Source organism: Cohnella candidum, assembly GCF_003713065.1.
GTDB classification, from domain to species: domain Bacteria; phylum Bacillota; class Bacilli; order Paenibacillales; family Paenibacillaceae; genus Cohnella; species Cohnella candidum.
On the sequence record NZ_CP033433.1, the window covers coordinates 365,228 to 380,475 of the forward strand.

General features: G+C 61.1%; 9 protein-coding genes. 5 read left to right on the forward strand and 4 right to left on the reverse strand.

The annotated features are described in order from the left end of the window. Positions 1-119 precede the first annotated feature (119 nt). Genes EAV92_RS01780 through EAV92_RS01790 form a run of 3 tightly spaced genes read left to right on the forward strand, consistent with a single transcriptional unit; the run spans position 120 to position 3,256 of the window. Positions 120-908, forward strand: coding sequence for an ABC transporter ATP-binding protein (locus EAV92_RS01780; RefSeq protein WP_338134390.1), 789 nt, complete (start codon positions 120-122; stop codon positions 906-908). Further along, entirely contained in the window at positions 901-2,160 is a 1,260-nt protein-coding gene (locus tag EAV92_RS01785; RefSeq protein ID WP_164472598.1) for an ABC transporter permease, read from the forward strand. Before EAV92_RS01780 ends, EAV92_RS01785 begins: the two co-directional genes overlap by 8 nt. A 19-nt stretch (positions 2,161-2,179) precedes the next feature. Continuing rightward, complete coding sequence (locus EAV92_RS01790; RefSeq protein WP_123039489.1) at positions 2,180-3,256, forward strand: aminopeptidase; 1,077 nt, start codon at positions 2,180-2,182, stop codon at positions 3,254-3,256. 22 nt (positions 3,257-3,278) lie between these two features. On the opposite strand, the gene EAV92_RS01795 is transcribed toward EAV92_RS01790, so the two are convergent. The 3 genes from EAV92_RS01795 to EAV92_RS01805 all read right to left on the reverse strand — a co-directional run bounded on the left by EAV92_RS01795 (position 3,279) and on the right by EAV92_RS01805 (position 6,166). Then, entirely contained in the window at positions 3,279-3,674 is a 396-nt protein-coding gene (locus EAV92_RS01795; RefSeq protein WP_123039490.1) for a DUF1259 domain-containing protein, read from the reverse strand. Positions 3,675-3,799: 125 nt separating this feature from the next. Continuing rightward, a complete protein-coding gene (locus tag EAV92_RS01800; protein WP_123039491.1) occupies positions 3,800-5,098 on the reverse strand; it encodes an aminotransferase class I/II-fold pyridoxal phosphate-dependent enzyme in 1,299 nt (432 codons plus the stop codon). 141 nt (positions 5,099-5,239) lie between these two features. Beyond that, complete coding sequence (locus EAV92_RS01805) at positions 5,240-6,166, reverse strand: hypothetical protein (RefSeq protein WP_164472599.1); 927 nt, start codon at positions 6,164-6,166, stop codon at positions 5,240-5,242. Here EAV92_RS01805 and EAV92_RS01810 point away from each other — a divergent pair. Continuing rightward, positions 6,159-6,944, forward strand: coding sequence for a helix-turn-helix domain-containing protein (locus tag EAV92_RS01810; protein WP_123039493.1), 786 nt, complete (start codon positions 6,159-6,161; stop codon positions 6,942-6,944). The genes EAV92_RS01805 and EAV92_RS01810 overlap by 8 nt on opposite strands. 296 nt (positions 6,945-7,240) lie before the next feature. On the opposite strand, the gene asd is transcribed toward EAV92_RS01810, so the two are convergent. Next, on the reverse strand, positions 7,241-8,032 hold the full coding sequence (gene asd, locus EAV92_RS01815) for an archaetidylserine decarboxylase (protein WP_123039494.1): 792 nt from the start codon (positions 8,030-8,032) through the stop codon (positions 7,241-7,243). Positions 8,033-8,185: 153 nt separating this feature from the next. Between asd and EAV92_RS01820 the strand changes: the two genes are divergently transcribed. Beyond that, complete coding sequence (locus tag EAV92_RS01820; RefSeq protein ID WP_123039495.1) at positions 8,186-15,133, forward strand: WIAG-tail domain; 6,948 nt, start codon at positions 8,186-8,188, stop codon at positions 15,131-15,133. Positions 15,134-15,248: the final 115 nt, after the last annotated feature.

The following is a 15,248-nucleotide window of genomic DNA, read 5'->3' on the forward strand; positions in this document are numbered from 1 at the left end:
GTTACGTGATCGGCCTTTCCCCCAGAAGCGCGCTCGGCCCGTCGGCCGGGCGCGTTTTTTGTGCGTCGTTCCTCCGGCAAGTTATAATAGGAAGGATAGCTGCGAGAGGAGAGAATTTCGTGGTTCGTAACGAGATGGCGGCCGAAGCCTTGCGGGTGTCCGCCTTGACGGGCGGCTACAGCGCGAAAAGGCCGGTGCTGCACGGTATCACGTTCGAGGTCCGCGCCGGCGAGATCGTCGGGCTGATCGGCTTGAACGGAGCGGGCAAGAGCACGGCCATCCGGCATGTTCTCGGCTTGATGACGCCGCAGGCGGGGGAAGTGAAAATCGCGGGGGTCGGATTGGAAGAAGACCGGGCGAAATATCGGCAATCCTGTGCATATGTGCCGGAACAGCCGATTCTGTTTCCCCATCTGACGGTGAGGGAACATTTGCGTTTTACGGCGATGGCATACGGGCTCGACAAGGAGCAGGCGGAACGCCGTTCTGCCGAGCTTGCACAAGCATTCCGCATGACGGATGCGCTTGATAACTTGCCCGATACGCTCTCCAAAGGCATGAAGCAGAAAACGATGCTGATGAACGCGCTGCTGGTTTCGCCGGCTCTGCTGATCATCGACGAGCCCTTGCTGGGCCTTGATCCGCTGGCGATTCGGGGGCTGCTGTCCGCGCTTGAGGAAGCGCGCTCCAGCGGTTGCGCGATTCTGCTCAGCTCCCATATCTTGCCCGCGCTGGAGCGGCGGGCGGACCGGCTGGTCGTGCTGCACAGGGGAAGAATCATCGCCCAGGGAACGCCGTCGGAAGTGAAACGGCAGGCGGGTTTCGCCGGTCCCGACGATTCGCTGGACGACGCGTTCGAGGCGCTGGTGCGGCAGGCGGACGCGGAAGGGGGAGCCCCGGGTGCCTGACGGAAGCGAGGAGCAGCGGCGGTTTTTGCTTTCGCTGAGAGGGAAAAGGGCGGCCGCTTTCCGTTCTGAGGTTGTTCCGTATTTCCGGTACGTCTTGCAAAGCGGATTCGGGCTGGCGGCGTCCGCGATCCTGTTCGCGGCCGTCATCGGCTATGCGAATCTGCTGCGCGACATGCCGCCGAACTTGCCCGCCGGGATTATCGGGGCCGCGGCGCTCGCTTTAGCGGCCGTATGGTCGCCGATGCGAACGTATCTGATGCCGGCGGACCCGGTGTTCCTGCTGCCGATGGAAATGACCGTCCTTCACTCCTACATACGTCCGGCTTTCATGAACGCCGTCCGGACCGGGGTATTCCGGCCGTTGGCCGTCTATTGTATCTTCGTTCCTTTATACGTCAGGGCGCCGGCCACCGAATCGGAAGCGTCCGGAAGATCTCTTGCGTTGCTGGGACTGATATTCGCGGCGGTCGGGGCCTGGAATGCCTATGGGGCTTGGCGTGAAAGGCAGACGATCGGCCAGGGCGCCCGGATGCTGCTCCGAGCCGCCCGGTACGCCGCGACGCTGGCGTCCGTCTGGGCGTTGCTGAACGGAGCGCCGCTGCCGGCGGCAGGCTTGACTGCCGGGCTTCTGCTGCTCCTTGGCTTGGTTTGGAGAATGACGCGGCAACAGAAGCTGCCGTGGGAGCGGCTCATCCGGGAAGAAGCGGCGGCGAGAAGGCGGTGGTACCGGTTTCTCAGTTGGTTCGTGGACGTGCCTTCCCAGGATTCCCGGCCGGCGAAGCGGCGGTGGGCCGCCTGGATTCCCGAGCGGATGGCATGGAATCGCGGGCGCGCCTGGCCGTATCTCTACGGCAAAACGTTTATCCGCGGGGAGACGTTCGGCGCATGGGCCAGATGGCACGCCGCGGCGTTCCTGGTTATCCTCGCAGCTGACCACGGTGCGGTCAGTTGGGTGGCTTTCGCCCTCGCAGCTTTCGTTGGCGGCGTGCAGTTGACCGAGCTGGCCGGCTTCAAGCTCGCGCTCTCGGCTGAGTCGCTTCCGCTGGAGCGGGACGAACGGCGCTTCGCGGCGGCGAAGACGGCGCGTGCGGCCGGAACGGCGGGAACCGTTCTGCTCTGGCTGGCCGCGGCGGTTCCACAAGGGGCGTACAGGGAAACGACCGGAATCGCCTTGCTGGCCGCGGGCATTCTATGGAGCGTTTGGGTGATCCCCAGAAGGCTCGCCAAGCCGCGGGAAGACGAAGACGACTGAATAAAGGAGACATCACGAAATGGCGGATCCGAGAGTTGTCCAATTGGCGGACATCCTGATACATCATTCGCTTCGGGTGCAGCCGGGCGATAAAGTGCTGATCGCGGGCTATGCGGCGGCCGAGCCGCTCATCCGGGAGACGTACCGGAAGGTGCTGCAGGCGGGAGGCATCCCGATCACGCAGGTGAATCTGCCGGAGCTGGAGCGCATCTATTTCGAGGAATCGAACGAGCAGCAACTGGCTTATACCGAACATCTGGATTGGCTTTATCATCATGCCGATTGCTACCTCCGGATTTTAGGAGGAGACAATCCGAAGGAACTGACCGGCATCGAGGGCGCGAAACAGTCCGCCCGCAGCCGGGCAAGGGCGCCGCTGTCCCAGTACTTGATGTCCGGCAAGGTTCGCTGGGTGCTGACGATGTTCCCGACGATGTCGCATGCCCAGGAAGCGGACATGTCACTCGAAGAGTACGAGGATTTCGTCTACGGGGCGGTCATTGCCGACTACGGGAAAATGGAGCGCGAGATGCGCGGCATCGCGGATCTGTTCGACGCGGGGGCCGAAGTGAGGATCGTCGGCAAGGAAACCGACCTCACGGTGAACATTGAAGGGCGTAAGGCCGTACTGTGCCATGGCCGCCGCAACGTGCCGGACGGGGAATTCTACTATACGCCCAACCTGGGATTGACGGAGGGCCATATTTATTACGAGTGGCCGACGTTGTATCAGGGGAAGGAAGTGTCCGGCATTCGCCTGACGTTCCGCGAAGGTCGCATCGTCGATTATTCGGCGGAGAAAGGCGGCGACGCGCTGGAGCAGGCGCTCAATACGGACGAGGGGTCCCGTTCTTTGGGCGAGCTCGGCATCGGCGTGAATTTCGGCATCGCCGGTCCGACGAAGAACATCCTGTTCGACGAGAAAATCGGAGGTTCCGTGCATTTGGCCGTCGGACGGGCCTATGAGGCGGGCGGCCCGGGAGGCAACGTATCCGCCATCCATTGGGACATGGTCAAAAGCCTGAAGGACGGCGGGGAACTGTACCTCGACGGGAAGCTGATGCAGCGGAACGGGGTTTGGTTGATCGGAAGCTGACCGCGCTGCACTTCACCCCTCCTCACCGCAGGTGATACGAGGCTTCCCGAACCTTGAGCGCGAAGTCGAGCGGACGGTCGATCGCGGCGAAGTGCAGATAATAGAGCTTCGGCTGGTCATAAAGCCAATGGTTATGGAGCGCGGTTACCGGGATCCGGTATCGGGCCAATACCGAAATGAACGGGTTGACCTCTTCCTGAAGAAGGGCGACTTCGCCCAAACATAAGGCCAAGCCGTCGGCGTCGGGGGCTTCGTACGCGAACTCCAGCATCGCCGTCGACGGGGCGGGGCGGCCTAATACCTTGACCGGAAGGCTGCGGGGAATGCCCACCGAGCAGCCGGTACCTCTCGGTTCGGGATGTCCGCCGAGCAGGTCGGCGAAACGCCGGCACAATCCAGGGTCCATCTGGTTCTCCATGGTCATCCACTCCCTTCAAGCCATACTATGCACGGGCCCAATCAGGGTTCGCATCGCGCGAACGCAAAAAACGCCGCCTGCCGCGTCCAATGACGCGCAGGCGGCGTTTTATAAAGTTTACCGTTTTACTTACCGTTTCTAACGTCCTGCACGGCCGAATGGATCCGGTGGAACAGATCCTCAAGCTGCGGCTCTTCGATACACGAGAACGCAACGCGCAGGTCGGTCCCGCCGAGGGCGATCGTGCCGACTCCGTATTCGTTCAGAAGGCGCTGCCGCACGGCTTCGGCGTCGACGTCGAGCTTCAGGCACATGAAGTAGCCGGAGTTGAACGGGTAGTATTGCAGATCACCGCCGTACTTGCCGCCGTCCAGCAGCTGCTTCACGCGGTTGGCGCGGCCTTTCATGATCGCGTATTTCTGCGCTTTCTGTTCGGCGAAATCCGGAGATTTCAAGGCTTTCAGCACGAACGTCTGCGAAGGATGGGGTCCGCTCGAGATGGTCGCCCGGATGATGCCCAGCGTCTTCTGCTCCAATGCCGCCAGGCAAGCTTCGGATTGGCCGCCGTAGGTGATGAAGCCGACGCGGAAGCCCCACACGTACTCTTCCTTCGTGGCTCCGTCGATTTTGATCGGCAGCACCCGCTCATGCAGGCCGCACAGCCGGCCGAACAGGGACTCGTGCAGGGAATTTTCGAAAAACAGCGCGAAGTACGCGTCGTCCGTCACCGTGACGACGTTGATGCCGGCTTCCGCCGCTTCGCGGATCGCTTCGACGATCGCGCTGCCTTCTTCCGCGCCGGGCGTGTAGCCAGTCGGGTTGTTGGGGAAGTTCAGCAGCACGATCGCTTTGCCGCGGCCTTTCTGGGACAGCAGCGCGTCGCGAAGGCCTGCGGCGTTGAATTTATCGTCGGCGTCATACAGCGGATATTCGACCATGACGGCGCCGCGGCGCACGCCGAACGTAAGCTCGTAATTTTCCCAATTTTTGTCCGGAAGGATAACGGCATCTCCCTCGTCGACGAACAAGTCCGCCACGATGCTGAGGCCATGGGTCAAAGCGTTCGTGACGACGGGCAGGCTGAACGTTTTGCCGGCCAGGGACGGGTTCTCCTCCAGCATCTTGTCGCGCCAGACGGTACGCAGTTCGGGCTTGCCCGCAGGCGGCGCGTATTCATATATGTCCTTCGGGTCGTATGCGGACAGCGTCTCCTGGATCACTTGCAGATGCATCGGCTTCCCGTTCTCGGTGGCAATGCCGATCGTGGCGTTATAGACGCCTGCTTTCTGCTTCGCGTCCGCGGATTGGCTGAGGATGCCGACCTTCGGGAAATAAACGGCTTTGCCGAGTTTCGAAACCATTTCGAAAACGCGGGGCTGCTCCTTGGCGATCGTCTCGTTGAGCTGCTGTGCGAGGGGATTCATGTTTTCATCCTTCCACGTAATCATTTCTCGGTAAACGATTGGTCATTGGTATTATACACGAACGGACCCGGAGCGTCATTCCTTGATCGCGCTGAAGCGCAAAAAAGCCGATAACCGGTTTCCGGTCATCGGCCGTCGTCCTTAATCGTCGTCGCCCTCATCTTCGTCATGGCCGTGGTCGCCATGGTCGTGATCCTTCTCATGGTCTTTATCGTCATGGCCGTGATCGTCGTCGTCGTCGTTTTCGTCTTCATCGTCATTGCCGTCATTTTTCTTTTTCGCCTTATAAGCCGCATTGTTTTTGCTCTTTTTGTCTTCTTTCACTTTGGCTTTGATCATGACTTTGTTTTTATTCTGTTTGATCGAGATTTCAACTTGGGCCGCAGCGGGAGCTTTGACGGCGGGTGCTTTCTCGACCGATGCTTCCACTGCGGGAGTAGTTGCGGCAGGTTGTGCCGTCGTTTGACTGACTTCCGCCGCAGGTTCGAATTTAACCGGTTTGGCAGCGTCCTCCGTCTTGGCGGGTTGATCGTCCCCGGTGACGGCCGGCTCGGCGTCATGCGTGTAGAGAACCAGAATGATTTTGAAGATGGCGTGCCAGCCTTTCGATGCCTTAGCGTCCTCGTCGTCCGATGCGGCATCCTCCGAAACATTCGTAGAAGAGGCTTCGGCGCCGAGGCGTAAAATCTCTTCAATTAAATTTTTCAGTTCCGTTTGTTTGGCATCGAGCGTCACGCTGTTTTGACCGGTAACGGCCGGCGTGATGACCGCTGCAGGCTGGGAACTCGATTCAGCTGCATGGATGAAAGCGGAAGAGTGGAAAAACATGACGGCGGCCGTTAAGCCAAAGACGGATTTTCGGATAAACGATTTTTTCATTTGCGGCTTTCCCCCAGTTTGACTGATATGGTAAGTAACTCGCCTAATATACAGATTCGGAGGGCCAAGCCGTTTTGGGGGCGTGGTGCGTGATTTTTTGCGGCTTCCAATATTTATGGCCGGAACACAATGCTGTACAATAGAAAAGGCAAGTTGGAATTTGTCGAGGAGGAAGTCTCCGATGCTCAACGCCGCGCCGTCTTCGTTCGTGCTGCTGCCCTCGTTCGCCAAGATCTCCTGTGAACCGGGCTGGAAGTGGCAGAAACGCGAAAAACCGATGGCGAATTACGATTTGTTTTACGTCTGGAGCGGGGAAGGGGAAGTCACGCTGAATGGGAAGGTCTATCCGGTGGGCGCAGGAAGCTGCTTCCTGTTTCGGCCGGGCGACCATCCGACGGCGACGCATAACCCCCAGAAGCCCCTTGTCTTAACCTATATCCATTTTGACGTCTCGGAGCCCGTGACCGAAGTTCCGGAGCATTACCGGGTTCTCAAGGATCCGATCGATTTCGAGTTTCTCCTGTCCCGTTACGTACGACTGTTCCTCGTGGAGACCTTCGCGGCGGCGGAGGAAGCCCGGCTGATCCTGAAACAGCTGATGATCCACCTGCTGCGCCATGACCGGGAAGAGCCGGTGGAGCGCAAGGCCAGCAACCAGCTGACGGAGAGCATCCACGAGGTGGCCAACTACATCCGCCAGCATCCCGGTACCGCCCATCGGGTGGACGACCTGGCGGCAAGGGCGGGATTGTCGCCGCGGTACTTCTCCATCAAGTTCAAGGAGATGATCGGCATGTCCGTGCAGACGTACATGATCCGGACCCGGATCGAGCGGGCGCAGCATCTGCTGGTCCACGCGGGAATGAACGTCACGGAAGTCGCCGACGCCCTCGGTTATCGGGACATTTTCTTTTTCAGCCGGCAATTCAAGCAGTACACGGGCAAAAGCCCGTCGGAAATCCGTTGACCCACGGCAAAGGCCCGCAATCCTCCAGAGGATTACGGGCCTTTTCTGCTTTTCTGTATTTCATCTGCGAGTAAAAATAGCGGGAAAACCTGGTATTGTTTTTCGAGGAATTCGAGATATTCACGCTTTATTAGGAAAAACTCCCACTATTCACTTGGAAAAACGCGAAACCCCAGGCAATCTCAAAATTTAGTGGGAGCTTTTCCTACTATTTTTGAATTTACTCCGATGGGGTCAAAAATAGTGGGAACTTTTCCCGCTATTCATGTCACCATGTTGCGCGACCCGACTATGGGTTACGATTTCGGAATCAGCGTGCCGAGGCGTTCGCCCATGCGAACCTTGTCTCCGGTGCGCAAATCCGTACGCGGATCGAGCGTGCCGTCCTCGGTGAGCAAGACGACCGTGGAGCCGAATTCGAAGTAGGCGAGCTCGCCGCCGCGTTCCAGCGTTTTGGGCAGCGGTTCCACGTAGCGGATGCTGCTCACATTGAGGGCGCCGACCTTTACGACGGCCACCTCGCCTTCGCCGTGCCGCACGTACGTGACCAATCTTTCGTTGCGGGAGAGTACCCTGCGCATGAACGTCAGGCCGAAATCGTTCACCGGATAGACCCGGCCGGGCACGTGCTCCGTTTCCACGATCTCACCTTCGCAAGGAGAATGGATGCGGTGGTAGTCGGTCGGACTCAAATAGAGCACCCAGTAATAACCGTTTCGGTATTGCGGGATGCGCGGTGAGCCGTTCAGCAGCTCATCCAGCGTATAGTCCTGCCCTTTGATTTGAAGAAGAAGTCCGTCGCGGATCGGGCCGCAGCCGGTGATCAAGGCGTCAACCGGGCTGACCAGCGCATCGGCGGCCGAATCGACCGTCCGGCTGCCCGGCTTCAGCCTCCGCGTGAAAAATTCGTTCAGCGAGCGGTAGTCCTCCAGCTTCTTCTCCGCTTCTTCCACGGAGATGCGGTACGTTTCGGCGAAACGGCGGATGAAGCGGCGGCTGAACGCCGATTTGGCGAAAGCGCCGGTCATCCTCGAAACGAATTTGCGGGAGCTGAGCTCCGTCATCGCACGCAGCAGTCGGCGATTCATGAGGCCGGCCACTCCTTTATTCCCGTCATATTTTGCATCTGCTTAGTGTGCCACAAGACCGGACAAAGCGCAAGAGAAGCGCCCATCCTCGTGACGTGCCCATAGGTGAATGCATATGATACTCCAGACTCGATTACGGGGAAGGAGAGGGACATGAGAAAGGACAAACCGAAAGGGCCGCCCAAAAGCCGCAAACCGCTATTCTACGTCGATAATCCGAACAAACTCGAGCTTGAATGGCTGGACGATATAAACAAGGCCGATGAAAAATCGGTAGCGGTGACCGGCGCGGCCGCGGAAGCGGCAGTCTCGGATCCGCCGGGGAAATCCGCAGCCGCGAAGCCTGCGGATGCGAAAAAGAAACGGGTTGCCGGCAAAGCCGGCGCCAAATCGGGCGCCGGTGTCTGGAGATCGGCGACGCCGCCGGCCGCGCCGAAGTCGGAATCGGAGCCCAAATCCGTCCGTCGGACGAAACAGACGGCGCCAGTCTCGGATGAGGAAGGCCGGACGCAGAAACTCGAATCCGTATCGGCCGACGAGGCCGCCCGGGTCGAAACGGAATCATCCGCCGAGGTTCATGCGGTGGAGGAGGCGTGGGAAGAGGTTCCGTTCTCCATGGAGCCGGATCCGGACGAAGACCATGAGCTGTTTAACGCAGAGGAGAGGCACGCCAAGCTGGAGGAAAAACGGCTGCCCGCCAAACCGGCGCCTATCGTGTACACCGACGACCTGGCGGACGGTTCGGTCACCGGCGATAAAATCGCGCCTTATACGATCGGCACCCGGCAGCTGGGCTCCGGCTCGGTCCGCACCGACGCCATCGCGGATTTCTCGGTCACGGCGATCAAGCTGGCGGACGGCTCCGTTACTTCTACGAAGCTGGCTCCCGAGTCCGTCACAGGCGAGCACCTGACCAAAAACTCCATTTCCGGACAGAAGATCCGCGACCGTTCGATCACTTCCGAGAAGCTGAAGGACGGAAGCATTTCGTCCGAGAAGCTGGCGGACCGAACGATCAGCGCGGACAAAATCGCGGAAGGCTCGATCCAGCCGAAACACTTGAGCTTATCCGTCATCACCAGCGAATTGCTGCAGGACCAGGCGATCACCGGGGATAAAATCCGCAGCGCCACGATCCGCAGCGAGCATTTGGCCAACGAGAGCGTCGACACCTCCAAGCTGGCGGACGGTGCCGTGACGACCTCCAAGCTGCGGGATGCTTCGATCACCGGCGACATTCTCGCCAAAGGCGCCATCGAGTCGAGGCACCTGGCCGATGGTTTGATCCTGGCCGATCACGTTGCGGTCGGCATCATACAGGGAAAACATTTGGCCCCTCGAGCCATCGGGCCGGATCAGCTCGCCGAAGGAGCCGTCGGAAGCCGCGAGCTGGCCGACCGTTCCGTCACGGCAAGCAAGCTGGCCTCCGGATCCGTCGTACCGGAGCATCTGCGTCCCGAGTCGGTGCAAGGCCGGCATCTCGCCGAAAAAGCCGTCGAACCCCGCCATCTGGCGGACGATGCGGTGACGGCTTCCAAGCTGGGCGAGCAGTCCGTGACGACGATGAAGCTCGTTGACCATGCGGTAACCTCAACCAAAATCGCGGACCAGAGCATCGTATCCGGCAAAATCGCCGACGACGCGGTGCTGGCCCGGCACTTGGCCCGGGGAAGCGTTTCGGCCGACAAGCTCGCGGACGGCGCCATAGAGTCCAGGCACGTATCGCCGAAGTCGCTGGATGGCAAACATTTGGCGGATGGCTCGGTCGGCAGCGCCCATTTGCAGGACGGATCCATCGGTTCTCTCCAATTGTCCCGAGGCTCCGTGAAAGGCCCTCATTTGTCGGAGGCATCCGTCGGGACTCCCCATTTGGCCAAACAGGCCGTGATTGGCGAGAAGATCGCGGACGGATCGGTCGGCGCCCGTCATCTGGCGGCGGATTCCGTGAAAACGGACCATCTGGCAGCCGAGAGCGTCACGTCCGAGAAATTGTCGGCCGGGGCGCTGCGACCGTTCCATTTCGGAGCCGAATCCGTGTCGGGAGGCGCGCTTGCCCAGAAATCCGTGGAAAGCCGGCACCTGAAGCCGGGCGCGGTCGAGTCGAACCATCTGGCGGCCGGTTCGGTGAGCGCCCAAGCGCTGCAGCCGGAATCGGTGACGGATAAAGCGATCGCTTCGGGAGCGATCGGGGAAAGGCATCTCGGCGTGCGGTCGGTTCTCACCCACCATCTGGCGGATCATGTGATCACTTCCCTCAAATTGTCGCCGGAAAGCGTGTCGACCGACAAACTGGCCGATTTTGCGGTCACATCGTCCAAATTGGCGGACGGCAGTATCACCTCTGCGAAACTGGAAGAAGGCGCGGTCCGCGCCTCGGCTCTGGCAGGCGGTGCCGTTACGGCGAAGGCGATCGCGGCCGGCGCCGTCGGAACCGAGCATCTGAAAGCCCAATCGGTCGGATCGGCCCAGTTGGCGGACGGCAGCGTGAGCGCTAAAGCGCTGGCCGAGGGTGCGGTCACCACTTCGGCTTTGGCCACGGGCTCGGTCAGAGGAGAACAGCTGTCCGCGGAGGCGGTCGAAAGCCGGCATTTGTCGCCTCAGTCGGTGCAGGATTTCCATTTGGCGGAGAAAAGCGTCCGCGGCATCCACGTCCACGAAGGATCGATTCGTTCGCCCCACATCGCGAACCAATCGGTTGAGAGCCAGCACTTGGCGGAAGGCGCTGTCGAGAGCGACCATATCGCGGTAGAAGCGGTGGGGCCGGATCATTTGAAGCCCAAGTCCATCCAATCCTCGCATCTTGACGAAGGCGCGGTGGGCGCCGACCATCTGGCCGACGACAGCATCGGCGAAGCGAAGCTGCGCAAAGGCGCGGTCACTTCGGCAAAGCTCGCCGACGGCGCGGTGACGCCTGACAAACTCGAGCCGGGAAGCGTGAGAAGCGAGCATTTCGCTCTCGAAAGCATCGGCGGCAAACATCTAAAGCCGGAATCCGTGCACGGATACCATCTTCGTAAAGGCACCGTGACGATGTCCCACCTGTCGGCTGATCTCTACGAATGGACCAAGAAAATGGACCGTCCGGTCGGCTACGAACGGCTGGAGACCGATTCGGTCGGTGCCCTCCATCTCCGTGACGGTGCCGTTGAATCGGGCAAAATCGCCAACGGCGCGGTGACGTCGTCCAAACTGGCCGCCAATTCGGTCGGCAGCGGCCAATTGCAGGACCAGGCCGTCGACGGCGGGAAAATCGCGGATGGCGCAGTCGGCGCGGAACATCTCTCGGCGGGTTCGGTATCTACGGAACACGTGGCGGACGGCGCGATTACCGCGGCGAAGCTGGAAACCTCGCTTCTCCAAACGATCGAAGCTTCGGCGGGGGCGGTAACGGAAGACCGGCTTGCCGACAGGTCGGTAACGGAGGAGAAGCTGGCGTTCGATGCGGTCGGATTCGCCCAGATCAAGGATCAGGCCGTTGACCGGGACAAAATCGCAGAGAGCGCGGTCGGTCCCGACCAACTGGCACTCGGGGCGGTGTCGGAAGGCCATCTGGCGGACGGAAGCGTGACGGAAGCGAAGCTGGAAGCAGCGCTTAGGGACCGGCTCGATTTCGCCGCGGCGCCTATTACGGAATCGCGGCTCGAGGATGGGGCGGTGACCGGAGCCAAACTTGCGGGGGCTTCCGTCGGAAACGCGCAATTGCGGGATCAAGCGGTGGATGGCGATAAAATTGCGGGCGGAGCGGTCGGTTCCGAGCAGTTGGCGTTCGGCGCGGTGTCGGAAGCCCACCTGGCCGACGGGAGCGTCTCGGCGGCGAAACTGGACGAATCGATTCGGGCGTCCATCGATAGCGCGCTGAAGCCGATCGGAACGGAACGGCTCGTGGACGGCTCGGTGACGGAGAGAAAGCTCGGAATCGCATCGGTCGGCCGTGCGCAGTTGAAGGATCAATCCGTGGACGGCGAGATCATCGCGGATGGGGCGGTCGGTGCGGGGCATCTGGCTTTCGGCGCGGTGAGGGAGACGCATCTGGCCGAAGCCATCGTGACGGCTGCGAAGCTGGACGATGCTTTGCGGCAGGCGATCGAGAGCTCGCTGGAGCCGATCGGGTCCGATCGGCTGATCGACGGCGCGGTCACGCAGAGCAAGCTGGCGGCCGGTTCGGTCGGCCGCGCGCAACTGAAAGATCAATCCGTGGACGGGGAAATCATCGCGGTCGGCGCAGTCGATTCGGGGCAATTGGCTTTCGGAGCCGTGAGAGAGTCCCACCTGGCCGATGCCAGCGTCACGGCGGCAAAGCTGGACGATGCTTTGCGGCAAGCGATCGAAAGTGCGCTGGAGCCGATCGGTTCCGGACGGTTGGTCGACGATTCGGTGACGGAGCGCAAACTGGCCGCCGGATCGGTTGGCGCCGATCAGTTGAAGGATCAGTCGGTCGGCGGGAATAAGATCGGGGATCGGGCGATCGGGCCGGGGCATTTGGCTTTCGGCGCCGTAAGGGAGATGCATTTGGCGGATGCCAGCGTGACGGCGGCGAAGCTGGACGACGGTTTGCGGCAAGCCATCGAAAGCGCGCTGGAACCGATCGGGTCCGGCCGGCTGATCGACGGATCGGTCACGGAGAGCAAGCTCGCAATCGGTTCGGTTGGTCGGGCGCAATTGCAAGATCAAGCGGTCGACGGGGCGAAAATCGCGGATGGCGCGGTGGGCTTCAGGCAGCTCGGCTCCGATGTCGTGGGGACGACGCATTTGGTCGACGGCAGCGTATCGGCGGCGAAGCTGGAGGATGCTTTGCGGCAAGCGATCGAAAACGCGTTGCTGCCGATCGTCGCGGACCGGTTGGCCGACGGATCGGTCACGGAGAGCAAGCTCGCGATCCATTCGGTTGGGACGGACCAATTGAAAGATCAGGCCGTCGACGGAGAGAAGATCGCGGGGGGAGCGGTCGGCTCCAACCAGCTCGGATTCGGCGCGGTGAAAGGACCGCACTTGGCGGACGGAAGCATCACGGCGGATAAGCTGGAAGAAGCCTTGCGGCTTGCGATTGAGTTCGCCCTGCAGCCTGTCGGAGCCGAACGGTTGACCAACGGCTCGATCACGGAAGAAAAACTGGCGCTGCATTCGGTCGGCGCCGAACAGCTCAAAGATCGATCGGTGGATGGTGAGAAGATCGCGGGGGGAGCGGTCGGCTCCGATCAACTCGGTTTAGGCGTCGTGAAAGGGCCGCACTTGGCGGACGGCATCGTGACGGCGGAGAAGCTGGAGGAAGAGCTGCGGCAAGCGATCGAGAACGTCTTGCGGCCGATCGGCGATGACCGGCTGACCGACGGCTCGGTCACGGAAAGCAAACTCGCCCTTCATGCGGTAGGCTCCGCTCAGCTGAAGAATCAAGCGGTGGACGGAAGCAAAATCGCGGATGCGGCGATCGAATCCCGTCACTTGGGTTTTGGCTCCGTAAACGAAGCGCATTTGGCGGACGGCAGCGTTACCTCGGAGAAGCTGAATGAAGCCGTGCGAGCCGCGATCGCGGACGCTCTGCGGCCGATCGGGGAAGAACGGCTGACCGACGGCGCGGTCACGGAAGGCAAACTCGCCCTAGAAGCGATAGGCGCGGCGCAGTTGAAGGATCAAGCCGTGGACGGCAGCAAAATCGCGGACGCGGCGATCGAATCCCGCCACCTGGCGATCGGCTTGATAAGCGAAGCGCATCTGGCGGACAACAGCGTTACGGCGGAGAAGTTGAGCGAGTTTCTGCGGAGCACGATCGCGGACGCCATTCGGCCGATCGGGGAAGAGAGGCTGACGGACGGCGCCGTGACGGATATCAAACTCGCCCTTCATGCGGTAGGCGCCGAACAGCTGAAGGATCAAGCCGTGGACGGCAGCAAAATCGCGGATGCCGCAGTCGAATCCCGCCACCTGGCGATCGGCTCGATAAGCGAAGCGCACCTGGAGGACGGCAGCGTGACGGCGGAGAAGTTAAGCGAGTTCGTGCGGAACGCACTCGCGGACGCCGTACGGCCGGTCGGGGAAGACCGGCTGACGGACGGCTCCGTCACGGAAGGCAAATTGGCGCTGCATTCGGTCGGGACGGCGCAACTGAAAGACCAAGCCGCGGACGGAAGCAAAATTGCGGATGCGGCGATCGAATCCCGCCATCTCGGCTCGGGAGCCGTAACGGCGGATAAATTGGCTGCAGGCGTCGTGGGCACCGACCAACTGGCCGATCTGTCGGTAACCGCAAGCAAACTCGCTCCAGGCGCGATCGGACCGGAGCAGCTCGTGGCCGGCATTGTCGGAGCGGCGCATATCGCGGAAGGCTCGATCGGCAACGCGCACCTGGCGGAAGGCAGCATTAGCGAAGCGAAGATCGCCGACGGCAGCGTAACCGAGGCGAAGCTGGCGGACGCCAGCATCAGCGAAGCCAAACTGGCGTACCGTTCGGTCACGGAAGGCAAACTGGCTTACGGGAGCGTCAGCACCGCGAAGCTGATCGACGGCGCCGTAACCGAGGCGAAGCTGGCAGACGGTTCCGTCACCGAATCGAAGCTCGCCGAAGGTTCGGTGACCGAGACGAAGCTGGAGGACGGTTCCGTCACCGAATCGAAGCTCGCCGAAGGTTCGGTGACCGAGGAGAAGTTGTCGCCGGAAGTGAGAGAACTGCTGGCCCGGGCGGAACATGCCGCCGCCGAAGCCGTATCCTACGCCAGCGCGCCGATCTCGCTCGAATTGATGGATAGCAGCATCGCGGGACGGCATCTCGTGGACGACAGCGTCGACGGCGCCAAACTCGCGCAGGGAAGCGTAACGCCCCAGCACCTGGCGTTCCTTCCGGTAGCCGCGCAGCAGCCTGGCGTGACGCTTACGTATGGCAGCCTTCCGTATGCCTTCCAGGGCGCGAGCGAGGCGATCGAAGTCACGGTGGTCTTCGATCGGCCTTTCTCCGACGATTCCTACGTTCTGTTCGCCATGTCGGACCATCCGTCCTGCAGTTGTTTCCTGCGGACCAAACGGACGGACGAAGCCGTGGTACAGATCGTGCGCACGCGTCTGGGACCGGAACCGCACGGAACGATTCAATGGCTGGCGGTGGGCAGATAACGGAGTACCGGATTCCGCGGTTGCGGGTCCGGTACTTTTTTTGCCGTTTGCGGAACCGTACATATGCCGTTGCGATAGGACACGGCAAACATACAATGATTTACCGGAAGGATGA